Raw genomic sequence first — 18,626 nt, forward strand, 5'->3', positions numbered from 1 at the left:
CCTCACTTCTGGTTGCTGAAAGCCGCGTCGAAGGCCGCCGACGGCTTGTCGAACAGGAGCCCCCGCAGAAAGGTCACGGCCTCCGCCGCGCCCCGGAGCCGGTCCATGCCGGCGTCCTCCCACTCCACCGAGATCGGACCGGCGTAGCCGATCGAATTCAGTGCGCGGAAACAGTCCTCCCAGGGCACGTCGCCGTGCCCGGTCGAAACGAAGTCCCAGCCGCGTCGGGGATCTCCCCAGGGGAGATGCGAGCCGAGCCGTCCGTTCCGTCCGTCGAACCGCTTCCTGGTGTCCTTGCAGTCCACGTGGTAGATCCGGTCGGCGAAGTCGAGGATGAAGCCGACCGGGTCGAGGTCCTGCCAGATGAAATGCGAAGGATCCCAATTCAGCCCGAATGCCGGACGGTCGCCGACAGCTTCGAGCGCTCGTTTCGTGGTCCAGTAGTCGTAAGCGATCTCCGACGGGTGGACCTCGTGGGCGAACCGCACGCCCACCTCGTCGAAGACGTCGAGGATCGGGTTCCACCGGTCGGCGAAGTCCTGGTAGCCGTCGTCGATGACCGCCTGCGAGACGGGCGGGAACATCGCGACGTACTTCCAGGTCTTCGAGCCGGTGAAACCGATCACCGTGTCCACGCCGAGTTTCGCCGCCGCGCGGGCGGTGTCGGCCATCTCCTTCGCCGCCCGCTGCCGGACGCCTTCGGGCTCTCCGTCCCCCCACACCCGGGCGGGGATGATGGCCTGGTGGCGTTCGTCGATCGGGTCGTCGCAGATGGCCTGGCCGACGAGGTGGTTGGAGATCGCCCACACCTTGAGGCCGTGCTCGGCGAGCAGCTTGAGCCGTCCGGGCACGTAGTCCTCTTCGGACAGTGCGCGGTCGACCTCGAAGTGGTCGCCGGAACACGCGATCTCGAGGCCGTCGTAGCCCCATTCACTGGCCAGCCTGCACACCTCGGTGAACGGGAGATCCGCCCACTGGCCGGTGAACAGGGTGATCGGACGGCTCATCAGTTCTCCTCGAAAGTGATCGCGTCGACGTCGAACAAGCCGCCGGAACCGCCCTTGAACACGAGGAACAACGGGCCGGTGCCGCCGGGGTCGGTGATGGCGGAAGCCGGGATGTCGGCGTACGTGTCCCAGCCGCCGGTGTTGGCGACGGTGACCGTCTGGACCAGCGGTCCGTCCACCGCGCCCGAGCGCACCTCGATCGTGCCGCCCGCGCCGCCGGACGAGACCCGGTAGCCGATGCCGCTGACGCCGACGAGGTTCACCGGGTCGAATTTGATCCAGTCACCGGATTCGATGTGGCCGACGCGTTTGCCGCCACTGGCGCCGGCGTGCGCGACGACCTCGATACCGCTCGACTGGGTGTAGAACTCGGCCTGCTTCAGCTTGGGCTGCAGGATGGATTCCGCCTCGCCGGTGAGCGCGGGCACGCCGTTTCCGCCGTTGTCGGTGTAGCTGGCGTTGATGACGCCGAAGACGTTGGCGTCCGCGCCGTGTCCTTCGTCGGCGGGCGTGGCGATGGTTCCTTCACAACCGGTCGCGCGGCTCAGCGGATGTCCGTGCCCCTCGTGGCCGAGGATGTATTCGACGGTCACCTTCGAGCAGTCGATCGGATTGTCCTCGGCGTCGGTCACCTCGACCTTGAACGGGACCATGTCCCCGAAGCTGAACACGCTGCCGTTGACCGGGGTCTTCAGCGTGACCACCGGCGCGGTGTTGCCGACGGTGACCACCACGCTCGCCGAACCGGTCAGCCCGGTGGAGTCGGTGACCGAGAGCTTCGCCGTGTACTGGCCGTTCGCGGCGTAGGTGTGGGAAACCGGGGTGGCCTCGGTGGAATCGGTCGTGCCGTTCCCGTCGAAGTCCCAGGCGTAGGTGAGCGCGCCGCCGTCGGGATCGTTCGTACCCGCCGGGTCGAACTTGACGGTCAGCGGCGCCTGGCCGGACGTCTTGTCCGCGGCCACCTTGGCGACCGGCGTGCGGCGGCCCTTGGTGTAGTCGATGCGGTAGACGGCGGATTCCTTGGAGCCACCGAAGTAGCCGGTGCCGTAGTCGAGGACGTAGAGCGCGCCGTCCGGGCCGAACTCGAGGTTCATCGGGCGGACGAGGTCCATCGAGTCGAAGAACGGCTTGATGGCACCGCGTTCACCGTTCGCGCCGACGGTGATCTCTTTGATCCAGCCGCGTTCCCATTCGTAGGCGAAGGTCTTGCCGTCGAAGTACTCCGGGAACTTGGTCTGCGACGGGTTCTTCGCGTCGAACTGGTAGACCGGGCCGCCCATCGGCGACTCGGGGCCGGTGCCGAACTCGGGCACCGAACCGCCGTCGTAGGCGATCCACGCCTTCTCGACCGGCGGCAGATCGGTCAGGCCGGTGTTGCGCGGGCTGGTGTTCTTCGGTTTGGCGCAGTCGAAGGCGGCGCCGGACTGCTTGGTGGCGAAGTCGTAGTCGATGAACGGCAGGTTGTCCCCGACGCAGTACGGCCAGCCGAAGTTGCCGGGCTTCTTGATCAGGTTGAACTCGACCGTACCGCCGGGCCCGCGCTTGGGGTCGGCAGCGCCGGCGTCGGGACCGTAGTCGGCCAGGTGGATCCAGCCGGTCTCGCGGTCGACGGCGAAGCGGAACGGGTTGCGGAAGCCCATCGCGTAGATCTCGGGCTTGGTCTTGGCCGTGCCCTTGGGGAACAGGTTGCCCTTGGGGATCGTGTACTTGCCTCCCGCGCCGACCTTGATCCGCAGCACCTTGCCGCGCAGGTCGTTGGTGTTGGCCGAGGTGCGCTGCGCGTCGTACACCGGGTTGCGGTCGGCACGCTCGTCGATCGGGGTGAAACCGTCGGAGGCGAACGGGTTGGAATCGTCCCCTGTGGACAGATAGAGGTTGCCCTTGGCGTCGAAGTCGATCTCGCCGCCGGCGTGGCAGCAGATCCCGCGTTCGGCGGGGACCTGGAGGATCTTCTGCTCGCTCGCGAGGTCGAGCTTGTTGTCGGTGCCGAGCTTGAACCGCGAGAGCTGGTTGTACCCCTTGAACGGCTCGAAGTCGGCGGGGGTGCCGTTCTCCGGCGCGTCACCGGCCGGGGTGTTCAGCTTGGGCGCGTAGTACAGGTAGACCCAGCGGTTCTTGGCGAAGTCCGGGTCGATGGCGACACCCTGGAGGCCGTCTTCGTCGTGGTTGTAGACGGGGATCTGCCCGGCCAGCGAGGTCGTCGCCGACGAGCTGGTGTACCAGACGCGGCCGTCGCGCGACGTGTGCAGGACGTCGCGGTTGGGCAGCACGGAGAGCGCGATCGGCTCGCCGGTCTTCTCCTCGCCCTTGGCCAGGGTGATCTGATCGAAGTCCGCGTCGACCGGGTCTTCCTGGGTCTTGGCGCAGCCCGCCTCGCTCAGCTTGGTGGCGTACTTGATGCCGCCCGCCAGATGCTTGAGGAAGGCAGGCTCGGCGTAGGAGGCCTTGGTGTGCCCGCCGCCGGTGTACCAGGAGCGGCCGCCGGAGTTCTCGTGGCACCAGGCGATCGGGTGATCGCCCATCGCGCCGTCGCCGGGCTGGTAGCTCTTCTCATCCAGGCTCGCGAGCACGTGGACATCGCTGCGCGGGTTCTCGCGGTAGTTGTACCACTCGTCGGTGCGCGGCCAGGTCTCCGGAAGATCCACAGTGGACACGTGCTCGTGGTCTTCGACCTTGACGTTCGCCTGCTGGATCTGCGGGTGGGACTTGAAGTACGCCCCGACCAGCTCGCCGTACCAGGGCCAGTCGTACTCGGTGTCGGAGGCGGCGTGCACGCCCACGTACCCGCCGCCTCCCTTCACGTACCGCTCGAACGCGGCCTGCTGGTCCGCGTTCAGCACGTCACCGGTGGTGGAAAGCCAGACCACCGCGTCGAACCGCTTGAGGTTCGCGTCGGTGAAGGCCGCCGCGTCCTCGGTGGCCTCCACCGCGAAGTGGTTCTGCGCCCCCAAATCCTTGATCGCCTTGATCCCGTCGGGGATCGAATCGTGCCGGAAGCCCGCGGTCTTGGAGAACACGAGCACCGTGGCCGCTTCGTGCGCCGATGCGGTCTGCACCGGTAGCGCGACGCCTGTCAGAGCCGTGACCATCGACGTGACGAGCACGCCTAGTCGTCGTTTCAAGGACATAGCAGTAGCGATCCTTTCGATGAGCGGCGGCGATCAAGGAAGGACTTGCGGGTGGAGCGCGTCTCCTCTACTTCAGTCCCTGCAGCGACAACAACAGCGGGTGCACGTCGGTGGCCCCGACGCGACCGGAAGGCTGGAACGCCGGGTCCGAGCAGAGCAGCACCGGACCGTCCTCTGTGGAATCCGGCAGCCGGCCGTGCGAGCCGCGCACCCAGCGCGGATCGGTCGGGACGACGTCCATCGCGTACCGGAGCCCGGCGAACTTCTTCGCCAGGTTGAGCCCGGCCCGCGCCTTGGCGAACTTGTCCTCCGGGTCGAAGAACAGCTCGGCGGGGTCGTAACCCGGTTTGCGGTGGATCTCGACGCCGCGCGCGAAGTCGGGCTTCCGCGCGTCGTCGAGCCAGTAGTAGTAGGTGAACCACGAGTCCGGATCCGCGACCGCGACGAGTTCGCCCGCGCGTTCGTGGTCGATCCCGTAGCGAGCCTGCGCCTCGCGGTCGAGCACCTCGTCGACGCCGGTCAGCTCGCCGACGATCGAGCGCACCCGCTCCACATCGGACTGATCGCGGACGTAGACGTGCGCGACCTGGTGGTCGGCGACGGCGAACGCGCGCGACGCCCACGGGTCGAGGTACTCCATGCCCGCCTGGGTGTAGACCTCCAGCAGACCCTCGCGCCGCAGCGCCCGGTTGATGTCGACCGGCCGGTGCACGTTGGTGATCCCGTACTCGCTGAGCGCGACCACGGTCGCCCCGGCGTTGCGGGCGTCGTCCAGTAGCGGCGCCAGCGCGTTGTCCAGTTCCCGCGCCGCCTGCCGGGCCTGCGGCGCGTCGGGGCCGAAGCGCTGCAGGTCGTAATCCAGGTGCGGCACGTAGGTCAGCAGCAGATCCGGCCGCTTCTCCCGCAGGATCTGCCGCGACGCCCCGATCACCCACTTGCTCGACTTGAGCGACGCCGTCGGGCCCCAGTACTGGAAGAGCGGGAACTCCCCCAGCGCGCCGGTCAGCTGATCGTGCAGTTCCGGCGGGCGCACGTAGGCGTCCGGCGACTTGCGGCCGTCGGCGTGGTAGATCGGCCGCGGGGTCACCGTGACGTCGGTGCTCATACCCATCGCGTACCACCAGCAGACGTTCGCCGACGTGTAGCCGGGGTGCGCCGCCCTCGCGGTCTCCCACAGCTTCTCGCCGCCGACGAGCCGGTTGTGCTGGCGCCACAGGAAGATCTCGCCGAGTTCGCGGAAGTACCAGCCGTTGCCGACGATCCCGTGCTGCGCGGGCATGAGCCCGGTGAGGAAGGTCGACTGCGCGCTGCAGGTGACTGCGGGCAGCACCGTGCCCAGTTCGGCCTGCCAGCCGTCGCGGGCGACGGCGGACAGTTTCGGCATGTCTCGCAACGCCTTCGGGGTCAGCCCGACGACGTCGATGACGACCAGCGGTTTCACGCGGACGCCCCTTCCTTGACGAGGTTCGCCTGTGCCCATTCGAGTTCCGCGGCGATCCCGCCGACGAGGTCGCCCGCGTCCGGGAGCACGCTCCAGGTGTAGGTCTCGACTTCGATATGCGGTTCGCCGGGCAGCCCGGCGGCGACGGTGCGCAGGACGTCGGTCGTGGTGGACAGCGGCGCGGCCGGCGCCTGGTGCAGCGGCATGTGGAAGTGCACGCGCCACGGCCCCTCCCCCGGCAGGTCGGTCCACGCCTCGGGCAGGTCGTCGGCCTTGCGCACGACACCGCCCGAAAACTCGCGGACCTGGTGCAGGTACCGCGGTTCGGCGAACGCCGCCAACGCGTCACGGGCTTCGGCCGGGTCTTCGACGTGCAACGCGGCGGAAGCCTGCACCTTCACGATGTCCACATCGGACTCCGCGATCGCCTTGAGCGTCTCCGCCGGGTCGGCGAACGACACCGCGAGATGGCAGGTGTCCAGGCACAGCCCGACGTGCTCCGGATCGACGCGGCCGGAAAGCCAGCCCAGCGCGTCGGCCACGGTGTCGAGCACACAGCCGGGTTCGGGTTCGACGGCCAGTTTGATCGGCCGGTCACCGATCGCGCGGACGACCTGACCGAAGGCCTCGGCAGCCCGGCGGTCGTCCTGTTCGCCCCACGGTTCACGCCAAGCCAACGGCAACGTCGATATGCTGCCGTAAGAAGCATCCTCGGCGAGGAGATCGGAGAGCACGTTCACGCAGTCGATCGTGTACGCGACCCGGTCCGGGTGTGTCCACTCAGGACGGTAGACCGCGTGCTTGACGACGTCGTCGTGAAAGCCGCCGTACGGGAAGGCGTTGAGCGTGTACACCGAAAGCCCGCGGGCGTCGAGTTCGGCACGGAAACGCTTGCGCGCCTCGATGTCTTCGGCGAGCCCGCGCGCGACCGGCGCGGAAAGCCAGAGACCGACACCGAGCCGGTCGGCGCCCAGCCGCTCACGCACCGGGAGCGCGTACCGCTCCAGCTGCGCGACGATGCCGTCGACGTCTTCGGCCGGGTGGACGTTCGTACAGTAGGAGATCATTTGCGGGCACCTCGCAGCACCGAGTTGCCCTCGAACGTCACGGCCTCGCCGGTGAACCCGGGCAGCGGGTCGAGCGTGAGCCTGCCGCTGAGCCTGTAGAAGTCGACCGGGTTCTGCCACAGCACCTTGTCGACGTCGGCCTCGGTGAACCCGCCGTCGAGCATCGCCTGCCCGGTCTTGGCGGTCTTCAACGGATCGGACCGGCCCCAGTCGGCGGCCGAGTTGACGATCATCTTCTCCAGCCCGTACTGGCGCAGGATCTCGACCATCCGGTGCTCGTCCATCTTGGTGTCCGGGTAGATCGAGAAACCCATCCAGGCGCCGGAATCCTTGACCAGTTCGACGGTGACCTCGTTGAGGTGATCCACGACCACGCGTTCCGGCGCGACGCCGGCCTCGCGCACGACGTCGAGCGTGCGCTTGGTGCCTTCCAGCTTGTCGCGGTGCGGGGTGTGCACCAGGACGGGGAGGTCGTGTTCCAGCGCCATCGCCAGCTGCTGGGAGAAGACCTCGTCCTCCTCCTTGGTCATCGAGTCGTAGCCGACCTCGCCGACCGCGACCACGCCGTCCTTCGCCAGGTACCTCGGGAGCACGTCGAGCACCTCGCGGCAGCGGGGGTCGTTGGCTTCCTTGGGGTTCAGCGCGATCGTGCAGTGGTGCCGGATGCCGAACTGGGCGGCACGGAACCGTTCCCAGCCGATGAGCGCGTCGAAGTAGTCGGTGTACGAGCCGACGCTGGTACGCGGCTGCCCCAGCCAGAACGCGGGCTCGACGAGCGCGCGGACACCGGCCGCGTACATGGCTTCGTAGTCGTCGGTGGTCCGGGAGGACATGTGGATGTGGGGATCGAAGATACGCACTGGCTCAGTTCTCCTTGAGGAGTTCGAGGGCGTCGGCGGGTACGTCACGCCCGGCCGCCCTGCGTTCGTCGGCGAAATCGGCGAGCATCCTTCGAAGCTCGTCGTCCGCGCGGGCAGTGAGGTCCGCGACGGCGGCCAGCGGCACACCGACGAAGACGCATTTGAGGACGCCGTGGCGCCACGTGTGGTCGTCCAGGAACCGGGCGAAGGCACCCATGGCGGCGGCGACCAGCCTGATGTCGTTGGCGCGCAAGGCGTCCTCGACCAGCTTGATCCCGGCATCGGTGACTTCGGCGCCCGGCGACTCCAGCGCGGAGAGCGCCCGCAGGACCCCGCGCCGCTCGGCGTCGTCGCCGTAGCGGTAGAGATCGCGCAGTTCCGCGGCCAGCGCCGCGTCGTCGAGGACTTCGGCGAGCACCGACACGAGCCGGACCCGTGCCCGGTCGTCGACCGTGCCCTGGACCAGACCCTGCGGATCGGTGTCCGGGCGCAGCGCCTCCCGGCCGACCTCGCGGCCGACGGCCGGGAAGATCGAGCCGATCACCGACGGCTTCTCCCGGATCCGGCGTTCCGCCTTGGTCTGCCATGTCTGCGGCATCGCCGCGGTGAGCGCCTCGAAGGCCCGGCGCGCGGTGTCCGGCGCGGCGTGGCTGTGCCGGGGCAGTTCGACCGCGGCCAGCCCGGTGTAGCCGATCTCCGCCAGCGCGGCGAGCGTCCCCGGCAGATCCAGATGTCCGTCGCCGAACTCCAGATGCTCGTGGACCCTCGGCAGCATGTCGTCCAGTTGCACGTTCCATAGCAGCGGACCGGCGAGGCGGACGCATTCGGCCGCGTTCACCGGCTCGACCGCGACGCAGTGCCCGACGTCGAGCGTGACCCCGAAGAGGTCCGGCTCGCCGAGTTCCTTGCGCAGGTCCAGGACCTGGCCCAGATGCTGCACGAGGTGGCCGGGCTCGGGTTCCATCGCCAGCCGCACGTTCAGCCGCGCGGCGTGCTCCAGGACCGCCGCGACCCCCTCACGCAACCGGGACCAGGCGAGGTCGTTGTCCACAGTGGACACGCCGGACCAAAACGACACGCAATCCGCGCCGAGGTCCCCGGCGATCCGCAAAGCCCGTGCCAGGAAGTCGATCCGCAACGCGGGATCGTCCGAAAGCAGCGTCGGCGAGTGCTTGCGCCACGGGTCGAGCAGGTACCGCGCGCCGGTCTCGATGACGACCCGGTTCAGGCCGAGCGCCGAAAGCCGGGAGGCCACGTGGTCGACCTGCCGCGCCAGATCGTCGGCGAACGGATCCAAGTGGTCGTGGTCCAGCGTCAACGCCACCCCGGTGTAGCCGAGGTCGGCGATCACCGCGAGCGCGTCGTCGAGGCGGTGGTTGGAGAAGCCGTTGGTGCCGTATCCGAGCGAGAACGTCATGTGGGGCTCACCTTCCTCGACAGCTTGCGGGCGATCGGCAGCGCGGCCGCGACCAGCGCCGCCCCCAGTACCGAGCCCTTCGCCGTGACCGCCGCCTGCAGCGGGACCATGCCGTGGATGCCGTTCTTGGTCGCCGACCGCACGGATTTCGCCGACGGGTCGCGGACGGCGTCCGCCTGCGCCCGGCCGACCAGGCCCGCGTAGCCCGAGCCGGCGGCCATCGAGGCGGCGCGATGCCAGCCGCCACGTGCCGGTCCGGTCAATGCCAACGTTGTCGCCGCGCAGCTGGTGGCCAGCGCCGCCCGGGCGGTCGCCGGGTTCGCCCCGTGGACCTCCCCGGTGGAGAGCACGGTGACGCCGAGCGTGTGGACGCCGACCGCCGCCGCGGCGGTGGCTGCCTTCTTCGGCGAGTCGCCGGCACCCAATAGGACGTCGAGGGTGCGGCACGCCGCCATCGCCACCGGTCCGGCCGGGGTCGGCTTGAGCACGGTGTCGTAGGCCCACACCGACGCCGCGAGCGGGACCGCGACGCGCATCGCCCGGCGGCCGCCACCGAGCGCGGCCAGGCCGAGTCCGGCCGCGGTCAGCGCGGCACCGGTGGTGAGCGCCGCGCCCGCGCTCACCCGTCCGGACGGGATCGGGCGCTCGGGCCGCTCCACGGCGTCGAGCTTCCGGTCCGCCCAGTCGTTGAGGGCCATCCCGGCCCAGTAGAAGGCGACCGATGACAGCGGCAGCAGCAGCCGCCGGCCGGTCATCTTGAGCCCCGCCGCGGCAGATCCGGCGACCGTGTCGCCGAGCACCGTCAGCGCCGCGGGCGCCCGGACGAGTTCCACATAAGCCTTCACAGGTCGGCCGCCCAGGTGACCAGGCGGGCGGTCTGCTCGGCGAAGCGGTGTTCGTCGCTGCCCAGCGGATCCTTGAAGAAGAAGCCGAGTTCGGTCAGCGCGCCGCTCTGGCCGCCGGCGTGCGCCGCGGTGACGAACCGGGCCAGATCCAGGATCAGCGGCGCCGCGAGCGCGGAGTCGTAGCCGGTCCAGGTGAACTGCAGGCTCATGCGCGCGCCGAGGAAACCCTCGAACGACACGTGATCCCACGCGGTCTTGATCTCGCCGAGGTCGGGCACGTTGTCGATGTGCAGCGGCGCGGTGACGTCCTCGCCGAGCAGCGCCGCGAGCCCGCGCGCCTTGGATTCCAGCTTGCTGTTCGCGGTCACCGGGTCGGCGAGGGTCTCCCCGTCGCCGCCGCCCAGCAGGTTGGTACCCGCCCAGGAGCGGACCTTCAGCGCCCGCGCGCTGAACATCGGCGCGAGGACGGTGCGCAGCAGCGTCTCGCCGGTCTTGCCGTCGCACCCCGCGTACGGCAGGCCTTCGCGCTCGGCGAGCCGCCGCAGCGCGGGCAGGGTGATCCCGGCGGACGGCGTGAACTCGACGTACGGGCTTCCCGCCTTCAAGGCCGCGTAGGCCGACAGGGAACTCGACGGGAGCACCGCCCGCGCCGGATCCGTGAGCGCCGCTTCGAGCGCGTCGAGGTCGTCGTGTTCGGGGAGGTGGGGGCACGGGGCCTCGGTGGAGGACACGTTGACCACCACGACCCGCGCGAGGTCGTGCCGGTCGGCGAAAGACCGGATGTCCGCCGTGAGCCGCGCGGCCGCGTCGGCCTGGGCACCGGTATGTGTCGCCGGGTGGTAACCGTCGCGGATCTCGGCGTCCACCTCGGCCAGCCCGGACCGCACCGCGGAGAACACCGAGTGCCCGAAGACGCCGGCGTGCGCCAGCTGCTCGGCACGCTTCTCGAGCGGGGTGTGCACGATGTCGTGGCCACCGAGGACCAGATCGTCCCAGCCCGGCAACGGAACCCCGGCGAACGCGGGCAACTCGCTGACACAGCCGCCACCGCCGGCCACCCCCGCGCGCAGCGCGAGGAGCCCCACCGCGGCGGTAGTCGCGACTGACCCCCTCGCCCCGATCAACCAGATGCCCGTACGCTCGTGAGCAGGCATTTCTCCACCTTTCCAGAACCCGACAACCCCCGACCTCCGATGGTCGGATGTTTCGGATCGAACCAAGTCGCAGTGATAGCCGTCATGCGACTTTCGGCTGGATCTACTCCTCAGTTACTCCCCTTCGCGGTGACACCGGGCACAGTGGTCCATCGCGCCTCGTCGGACGCGCTGCGCTCGACCGCGTCCAGTACCTGCTGAACCCTCAATCCGTCCTCGAAGGACGGTTCGGGATCCTTGCCGTCGCCGATCGCGGTGAGCAGATCGGCGACCTCGTTGGTGAAGGTGTGCTCGTAGCCGAGCAGGTGGCCCGGCGGCCACCACACCCCGACGTACGGGTGCTCGGGTTCGGTGACCAGGATCCGGCGGAACCCGGCCTCGGTGGCGGGCTGGCCACCGTCGAAGAAGGACAGTTCGTTCATCGACTCGAAGTCGAACGCGAGGCTCGCCTTCGACCCGTTGACCTCCAGCCGCATCGCGTTCTTGCGGCCGAGCGCGAACCGGGTCGCCTCGAAACTCGCCACCGCCCCGCCGCTGAACCGCCCGAGGAACAGCGCGGCGTCGTCGACCGTGACCTGCCCGGTGCCGCCGTCGCCGTCCGGCCGCTCCTTGACGAAGGTGTTCGTCAGCGCGGAAACCCCGGTGATCGTGTCGCCGGTGACGAACTGGGCGGCGTCGACGATGTGCGCGCCGAGGTCGCCCAGCGCGCCGGAGCCCGCCTTGTCCTTGTGCAGCCGCCAGGTCATCGGCGCCTGGGCGTCGGACAGCCAGTCCTGCAGGTAGACCGTCCGCACGTGGCGGATCTCGCCGAGTGCCCCGCTCGCGACCAGTTTCCTGGCGTGCGCGAGCGCGGGCACCCGGCGGTAGTTGAAAGCCACCATGGACCGGACGCCGTTGGCCCGTGCCTTCGCCGCCGCCTCGGCCATCGCTTCGGCCTCGGCGAGGGTGTTGGCCAGCGGCTTCTCGCACAGCACGTGCTTGCCCGCTTCGAGCGCGGCGATCGCGATCTCGGCGTGGCTGTCGCCCGGTGTGCAGATGTCGACCAGGTCGACGTCGTCGCGGGCGATCAGCGCGCGCCAGTCGGTCTCGACGTCTTCCCAGCCGAACCGTTCCGCCGCGGCCTTCGCCCGCACTTCGTCACGGCCGCCGAGCACGGCGAGTCGCGGGATCAGCGGTGGCGTGAAGAACCGGTGCACGCTGCGCCACGCGTGCGAATGCACCGCACCCATGAACGCGTGGCCCACCATGCCGATCCCGATCGTTTCCGTTGCCGTGCTCAATACCCCTCCTAGATGCGCGTGCGTGTGTCGGGTACGCGGGTTTACGAGTCGAAGCCGACGTCCATGTACTTGTCGACGTTCTCCTTGGTGACCACCGCGGAGTACGTGGTGATCTCGGCGGGGATCTCGTGCTCGGCGAAGTCACCGGCCCCCTTGCCCTGGCCGAGCAGGCGCGCGAGCGAGATCGCCGAGGACGCCATCGACGGGCTGTAGAGCACCGTCGCCTTCAGCGGTTCGGCGTCGGACTTGATCAGGTTCATCGCGTTCTTCGATCCCGCGCCGCCGACCATCAGGAAGTTCTTGCGGTTGGCGTTGTTGATCGCCGCGATGACCCCGACACCCTGGTCGTCGTCGTGGTTCCACAGAGCGTCCAATTTGGACGCCGACTGCAGCAGGTTCGAGGTCTGCTGCTCGCCCGACTCCGGGGTGAACTGCGCCGAAACGCGCGGTCCGACGGTGAAACCCTGACGGGTCAAGGCGTCCTTGAAACCCTTGCTGCGTTCCTGCGTCAGCGGCAGCGAGTCGATGCCCGCGACCTCGCCGATGACCGGGTTGGCGATGTTCTTCGCCTTCATCTGCTGGGCGATGTAGTTGCCGGCGTTGACACCCATGCGGTAGTTGTCGCCGCCGATCCAGGTGCGGTACGCGAGCGGGGTGTCGAAGACGCGGTCCAGGTTGATCACCTGGATCCCGGCGTCCATCGCCTGCTGGCCGACCGCGGTCAGCGCCTTGCCGTCGAACGGCAGGATCACCAGGACGTTGACCTTGGCGTTGATCAGGGTCTCCACCTGGGAGATCTGCTGGTTGACGTCGTTGGTGCCCTCGGTCGCGTTGAGCGTGACCTCACTGAACTTCTGCGCCTGCGCGCGGGCGTTCTTGGTGATGGCCGCCATCCAGCCGTGGTCCGCGGCGGGAGCCGAGAACCCGATGGTGACGGGGGTCCCGGGCTGCGAGTTCGCCCCGGCGTTGGCCACGTTGGCCGCGTTGTTCTGCGCCGGTGCCTCGTTCGAGGTGCACGCGGTCAGCAGCGCACCCGCTCCGACGGCCGCGCCTCCCAGCAGGAAACGGCGGCGGTGCAGGGATTGTTCGGTCATGACGACTCTCCATCCACGGTGATCAAGTACTCGTCTTGGTTTTCTTGACGGAGCGGAACTGCAGCAGCGCGGCCAGGACGATGATCACGCCCTTGGCGATGTTCTGGATGTCGGTGTCCAGGTTGTTGAGCGTGAAGATGTTGGACAGCACGGTGAAGATCAGCACGCCGATCAGGGTGCCGATGAGCGAGCCGCGGCCACCGGTGAGCAGGGTGCCGCCGATGACGACCGCCGCGATGGCGTCGAGTTCGTAGAGCATGCCGTTGGTCGAGGCACCCGCGGTGGTGCGGGCGACGACCATCAGCGCGGCGATACCGCAGCACAGCCCGGCGACGCCGTAGACGAGCGCGGTGTGCCGCTTGACGTTGATCCCCGCCAGCCGCGACGCCTCGGCGTTGCCGCCGACGGCGAAGGTGCGGCGGCCGAACGTGGTGCGGTTCAGCACCACCCAGCCGATCGCGAACACCAGCGCGAACATCCAGATCAGCACCGGGATGCCGAGCAGGTCACCGCGGAAGAAGTCCAGGAAGCCCGCTTCCGACACCACCTGCGTGCGGCGGCCGCTGATGCGTTCCGCGAGACCGCGGGCCGAGACGTACATCGCCAGTGTGGCGATGAACGGCACGATCTTCCCGTAGGAGACCAGGATCCCGTTGATCAGCCCGCAGCCGAGGCCGACCAGGAGTCCACAAAGGATCATCACCCACGGGCCGTAGGACTGGGTGGCCAAGGTGGTCAGCCAGACACTGGACAGCGCCACGATCGACCCGACCGAGAGGTCGATGCCGCCGGCGATGATCACGAACGTCATCCCGACGCTGACCACCCCGATGGCCGCGGCGAGCCGCAGGATCGTGGAGATGTTGCCGTCGGTGAAGAACTGGTCGGGCCTGGTCACCTGGCCGACGATGCACAGGATCACCAGCACCCCGGTCAGCCCGAGCAGCCTGGGGTCGGCGGTGAACTTGAACCCTGTCTTCTTGGGGGGCAGGGGTTCCACGGCGCTCTCCGTACGCACCGATTCGGCTTGGTCGGTCACGCCGCACTCCCTTCGAGAATCACGTCGAGCACTTCCGCCTCTGTCAGCTCCGCGGACGGCTTTTCAGCCAGGACACGTCCTTCACGCAGCACCAGCACCCGGTCGGACAGGCCGAGCACCTCGGGGATCTCGCTGCTGACGAGCACGATCGCGACCCCGGTCGCGGCCAGTTCCTCGATCAGCCGGTACAGCTCCGCCCGCGCGCCGACGTCGACCCCGCGCGTCGGCTCGTCCAGCAGCAGGACCCGGCAGCCGCGGACCAGCCAGCGCGCCAGCACCGCCTTCTGCTGGTTGCCGCCGGACAGCGTGCGGATGATCCGGTGCGGGTCAGCGGGCCGGAGATCGAGGCGCCGCAGGCTTTCCCCGGCGTCGTCGAGTTCCCTGCCCCGCTCGGTGAACCCGAACGTCGCGTACTTGCTCAGGCTCGCCAGGGTCACGTTGTGCACGACCGGCAGGTCCAGCAGCAGCCCCTGGCTCTTGCGTTCCTCGGGCGCCAGGCCGATGCCTGCCTTGACCGCCGCGGACACGCTGCCCGGCCGGACCGGCTCGCCGTCGACCGACACCGAACCCGTGTCCTGCTTGCGTGCGCCGAAAATCGTCTCCAGCAGTTCGCTGCGGCCCGAACCGACGAGACCCGCGATCCCGACGACCTCCCCGGCGTGCACGGTGAAGTTCACGTTCTCGAACTCGCCGACGGTGGTCAGGTTCTCGACCTTGAGGACTTCGTTGTCCGGGTCGACGTGTTCCTGGTGGCGCGGGCCGAACACGGTTTCGACCTTGCGGCCCGCCATCAGCGCGACGAGGTCGGAGGTCGGCGTCTCCTTGGCGTCGAGGCCGGTGGAGACGGTCTTGCCGTCCTTCAGCACGGTGACGCGGTGGCCGATCCGGCGCAGTTCTTCGAGCCGGTGGGAGATGTAGACGATCGCGACACCTTCGGCGGTCAGTTCGCCGACGATGCGGAACAGGTTGTCGACCTCTTCGCCGGCCAGCGCCGCGGTGGGCTCGTCCATCACCAGCAGCTTCGCGTCGTAGGCGAGCGCCCGCGCCATCGAGACCAGCTGCTGACCGGCGGCGGACAGCTTGCCGACCTCGGTCGACGGCGCGATCTCGGGATGTCCGAGCCGTGCCATCAGTTTCGCGGCCTTGTTCCGGGACTCGCTGATCCGCGTGAACCCGAACTTCGCCCGCTCGCGGCCGAGGAAGATGTTGTCCGCCACGGAAAGCCCGGGCACCAGGTCGAGTTCCTGGTACATGGTCGCGATGCCGATCTTCAGCGCGGCGACCGGCGAGGGCAGCGTGACCGGCTCGCCCTGCCAGAAGATCTCGCCACCGTCGGGCCGGTGGGCTCCGGCGAGCGTCTTGATCAGCGTGGACTTGCCCGCGCCGTTCTGGCCGAGCAGACAGTGCACCTCGCCGGGTTCGACGTCGAAGTCGACCCCGTCCAGCGCACGCACCCCGGGGAACGTCTTCACGATCCCCCGGACGGATAGCAGGGTCATGCCGGAGCCTCCTCGGCCGCGTTGGGAACTAGCGTCGGGTCGGCGAAAAGCCGTTCGGTGGCGAGATGCGCGGCGCCGCGCAGCGGGGCGGTGGTACCCAGCGGCGACGGCTCGACGCGGCAGGCGGGCTCGTGCCCGAGCGGACGCGCGGACAGTTCGCGGCGCACCGGCTCGACCAGCCACTCACCCAGTTCGGCGAAGTAACCGCCGAGTACGACGAGGTCCGGGTCGAGCACGTCGACCACGGTGGACACCGCGATGCCGAGCGCGACCCCGAGTTCCGAGACCGCCGCGACCGCGCGCTGGTCACCGCGCTGCACGCGGTGCTTGAGCAGCCCGACCCGGCCGTCGACGCCGAGCGCGGGATCGTGCAGCGGGTCACCGGGAGAGGCGGCGCCGCGCAGGACGGCGTTGAGCCCGGCCTTGGTCTCCAGGCAGCCGACCCGGCCGCAAGGGCATTGCTCGCCCGATGGGTCGACGGTGATGTGCCCGACCTCGCCCGCGAAACCCCTGGCACCGCGCAGGATCGCGCCGCCTGCCACGAGCCCGCCGCCGACGCCCGTCCCGCCGCTGAGGTAGAAGAGCTCCCGCACGCCTTGGCCGACTCCGGCGACCGATTCGCCGACCGCGCCGAGGTTCGCTTCGTTGTCGACCGTGATGGCGTCGGCAGGCAGACCGAGCCGGGCGGCGAGGAGGTCGGCGATCTCGGCGTCGCGCCAGCGCAGGGTCGGCGCGAACCGGAGGACGGCGGCGGCCGAATCGACCAGGCCGGGCACCGAGACGGTGACCCCGACCGGCTGGTCGTCCAGCAGCACGGTCCGGGCGAGGAAGGCGAGTTCGTCCATGCTCCGGTGCAGCCCGAGCGCGGCGACGTCGGCGGTCTCGGTGCGTTCGGCGACCACGCGGCCGTCGAGGTTCGTGACGACGGCGGCGAACCGGTCGGCCTCGACGCTGAGCGCGAGCCCGCACGCGCTGGCGCCGTTCAGCTCGACCAGCTGGCTGGGCCTGCCGTTACCGCCGCCCTGGAGTCCGGCGGAGCGGACGAGACCGCGATCGGACAGCTCGGTGACCAACCCGGAGACGGCCGCCTTGGTGAGCCCGCAACGCGCCGCGAGCTGGGTGCGCGAGAGCGGCCCCGCGCGCAATGCCCGCAGGAGCGCGGCGAGGTTCGCGGTGCGTGGGCTGACCGGATCGAGCCCGGGTTCAGTCGCGGCCACACTGCCTCATCTGACGACGCCTCACTTACGAATCGGCCGTAACAAACTTTGTTACTTAGCCAGCGAAAGTAGGGTGGCGCCCGTCACCCGTCAAGGTGACAACAGGACAGAAATGTCGACTAAAGCCCTCCGTCACCCGATTAGCCGTCTCAATCCGCGCAGACTTTCGTACTTTTCGAGCGAAAGTCTGTACGATCTTGACGTTACTAATCGGAATCAGGTGGATGCCCAACGTGCCACCGGATCCTCACTCAGCGCCCCGGCCCGGATGTCATGAAAGGGTCGTTCAGGACGTAATTTGTCCTGAACGACCCTTTCATGACATCCGGAACCGCGGTGCCCTGGCCTCTCAGCTACTCAGCGTGAAGGCCCGGTCCGTAGCGGACCAAGCGGCCCCGATGACCCCCGCGGTGTCCCCCAGCTCGGACAGCACGATCGGCAGGTTCCCGGTCGCGAGCGGCAGCGACCGCCGGTACACCGAGCTGCGGATCTCGGCGAGCAGCTGATGCCCGAGCTGCGCCACGCCGCCACCGATCACGACCATGCCGGGGTTCACGAAACTCACCAGCGAGGCGACCACCTGCCCGAGCCGCCGCCCGCCGTCGCGGATCAGGTTGACCGCGCCGAAATCGCCCGACGCCGCCGCCCGGCCGACGTCCTGCGCGGTGATCGCGCCGCGAGCGGCGACGACGTCGGCGAGGTAGGTCGACCGGCCACTGCGCGCGAGCGTCAGCCCGTCGCGGGCCAGCGCGGCACCGCCGAAGTAGGCCTCGAGGCAGCCCGTCTCGCCGCAGGCGCAGGTCGGCCCGTAGTCGTCGAGCCGGATGTGCCCGATGTCGCCCGCGGTGCCGGCGACGCCGCGGTAGACCTTGCCGCCCAGCACGATCCCGCAGCCGATACCGGTACCGATCTTGACGAACACCAGGTCGTCGATGGAGCGCGCGACCCCGGCGTGCCGTTCCCCGAGCGCCATCGAGTTCACGTCGTTGTCGACCGTGACCGGGCAGCGCAGCAGCCCACCGAGATGGTCGCGCACGGAGAACCGGTCCCAGCCGGGCATTATCGGCGGCGCGACCGCCATGCCCTCGGCGAAACTCACCGGGCCCGGGAGACCGATCCCGGCGGCGATCAGCTTGCCCGGCGCCTCTTCGCGGATCTTCTCCGCCAGCGCGACGACGCGTTTGAGCACCGCGTGCGGCCCCTGCCGGACGTCGCAGTCCTCGACGGTGTGCACCAGCACCTCGCACGAAGCGTCGGTGAGCGCGACCCCGACCGACGTCGCGCCGACGTCGACCGACAGCACCCGCAGGTCTCCCGCGAGCCGCACCAACGTGGACCGCCTGCCACCGCGGCTCGCCGACGGACCCGCCGTCTCGACGAGGCCGACCTCGGCCAGCCGCGCGACCTCGGCCCCCACCCGGGCACGCGGCAGCTCCAGCCGCTCCCCCAGCTCGACGCGGGACATCGGTCCCTCGTCGCGCAACAGGGTGAGCAACTGGGTCTGGTGCCGGGTTTCGACCGTCGGATGCTCCGACGTGGGTGCCGTGCTCATTCACCTGAGCCTACGGCGTTGTCCAC

14 protein-coding genes are annotated in these 18,626 nt (G+C 69.3%); all 14 read right to left on the reverse strand.

Annotated features, from left to right (window positions below; genetic code table 11):
• Positions 1 to 2: 2 nt before the first annotated feature.
• Complete coding sequence (locus DMC61_RS18490; protein WP_038518461.1) at positions 3 to 1,007, reverse strand: sugar phosphate isomerase/epimerase; 1,005 nt, start codon at positions 1,005 to 1,007, stop codon at positions 3 to 5.
• The gene (locus tag DMC61_RS18495) at positions 1,007 to 4,096 is read right to left on the reverse strand and encodes a ThuA domain-containing protein (RefSeq protein WP_125690481.1); all 3,090 of its coding nucleotides are present in this window, start codon (positions 4,094 to 4,096) and stop codon (positions 1,007 to 1,009) included. Before DMC61_RS18495 ends, DMC61_RS18490 begins: the two co-directional genes overlap by 1 nt.
• Positions 4,097 to 4,202: 106 nt before the next feature.
• Entirely contained in the window at positions 4,203 to 5,576 is a 1,374-nt protein-coding gene (locus DMC61_RS18500) for an alkaline phosphatase family protein (RefSeq protein WP_125690326.1), read from the reverse strand.
• On the reverse strand, positions 5,573 to 6,643 hold the full coding sequence (gene eboE, locus DMC61_RS18505) for a metabolite traffic protein EboE (protein WP_125690327.1): 1,071 nt from the start codon (positions 6,641 to 6,643) through the stop codon (positions 5,573 to 5,575). The genes DMC61_RS18500 and eboE overlap by 4 nt, the downstream gene beginning before the upstream one ends.
• A complete protein-coding gene (locus DMC61_RS18510) occupies positions 6,640 to 7,503 on the reverse strand; it encodes a TatD family hydrolase (RefSeq protein ID WP_125690328.1) in 864 nt (287 codons plus the stop codon). Before DMC61_RS18510 ends, eboE begins: the two co-directional genes overlap by 4 nt.
• 4 nt (positions 7,504 to 7,507) lie before the next feature.
• A complete protein-coding gene (locus tag DMC61_RS18515; RefSeq protein ID WP_125690329.1) occupies positions 7,508 to 8,920 on the reverse strand; it encodes an EboA domain-containing protein in 1,413 nt (470 codons plus the stop codon).
• Positions 8,917 to 9,765, reverse strand: a complete 849-nt coding sequence (locus tag DMC61_RS18520; RefSeq protein WP_125690330.1) for an SCO3242 family prenyltransferase — start codon at positions 9,763 to 9,765, stop codon at positions 8,917 to 8,919. The genes DMC61_RS18515 and DMC61_RS18520 overlap by 4 nt, the downstream gene beginning before the upstream one ends.
• Positions 9,762 to 10,919, reverse strand: a complete 1,158-nt coding sequence (locus tag DMC61_RS18525; protein WP_125690331.1) for an inositol-3-phosphate synthase — start codon at positions 10,917 to 10,919, stop codon at positions 9,762 to 9,764. Before DMC61_RS18525 ends, DMC61_RS18520 begins: the two co-directional genes overlap by 4 nt.
• 110 nt (positions 10,920 to 11,029) lie before the next feature.
• Positions 11,030 to 12,199 carry a Gfo/Idh/MocA family protein gene (locus DMC61_RS18530; protein WP_125690332.1) on the reverse strand — a complete coding sequence of 390 codons (1,170 nt, stop codon included), beginning with the start codon at positions 12,197 to 12,199 and terminating at the stop codon, positions 11,030 to 11,032.
• 41 nt (positions 12,200 to 12,240) lie between these two features.
• Positions 12,241 to 13,293 carry a substrate-binding domain-containing protein gene (locus DMC61_RS18535; protein WP_016331780.1) on the reverse strand — a complete coding sequence of 351 codons (1,053 nt, stop codon included), beginning with the start codon at positions 13,291 to 13,293 and terminating at the stop codon, positions 12,241 to 12,243.
• 22 nt (positions 13,294 to 13,315) lie between these two features.
• Positions 13,316 to 14,332 carry an ABC transporter permease gene (locus DMC61_RS18540; protein ID WP_016331779.1) on the reverse strand — a complete coding sequence of 339 codons (1,017 nt, stop codon included), beginning with the start codon at positions 14,330 to 14,332 and terminating at the stop codon, positions 13,316 to 13,318.
• Entirely contained in the window at positions 14,329 to 15,831 is a 1,503-nt protein-coding gene (locus DMC61_RS18545; RefSeq protein WP_016331778.1) for a sugar ABC transporter ATP-binding protein, read from the reverse strand. Before DMC61_RS18545 ends, DMC61_RS18540 begins: the two co-directional genes overlap by 4 nt.
• Complete coding sequence (locus DMC61_RS18550; protein ID WP_125690333.1) at positions 15,828 to 17,048, reverse strand: ROK family transcriptional regulator; 1,221 nt, start codon at positions 17,046 to 17,048, stop codon at positions 15,828 to 15,830. Before DMC61_RS18550 ends, DMC61_RS18545 begins: the two co-directional genes overlap by 4 nt.
• 349 nt (positions 17,049 to 17,397) lie before the next feature.
• Positions 17,398 to 18,600 (reverse strand): ROK family transcriptional regulator, encoded by a 1,203-nt coding sequence (locus DMC61_RS18555; protein ID WP_016331776.1) that lies wholly within the window; start codon positions 18,598 to 18,600, stop codon positions 17,398 to 17,400.
• Positions 18,601 to 18,626: the final 26 nt, after the last annotated feature.

The organism is Amycolatopsis sp. WAC 04169 (genome assembly GCF_003947535.1).
GTDB lineage: Bacteria > Actinomycetota > Actinomycetes > Mycobacteriales > Pseudonocardiaceae > Amycolatopsis > Amycolatopsis keratiniphila.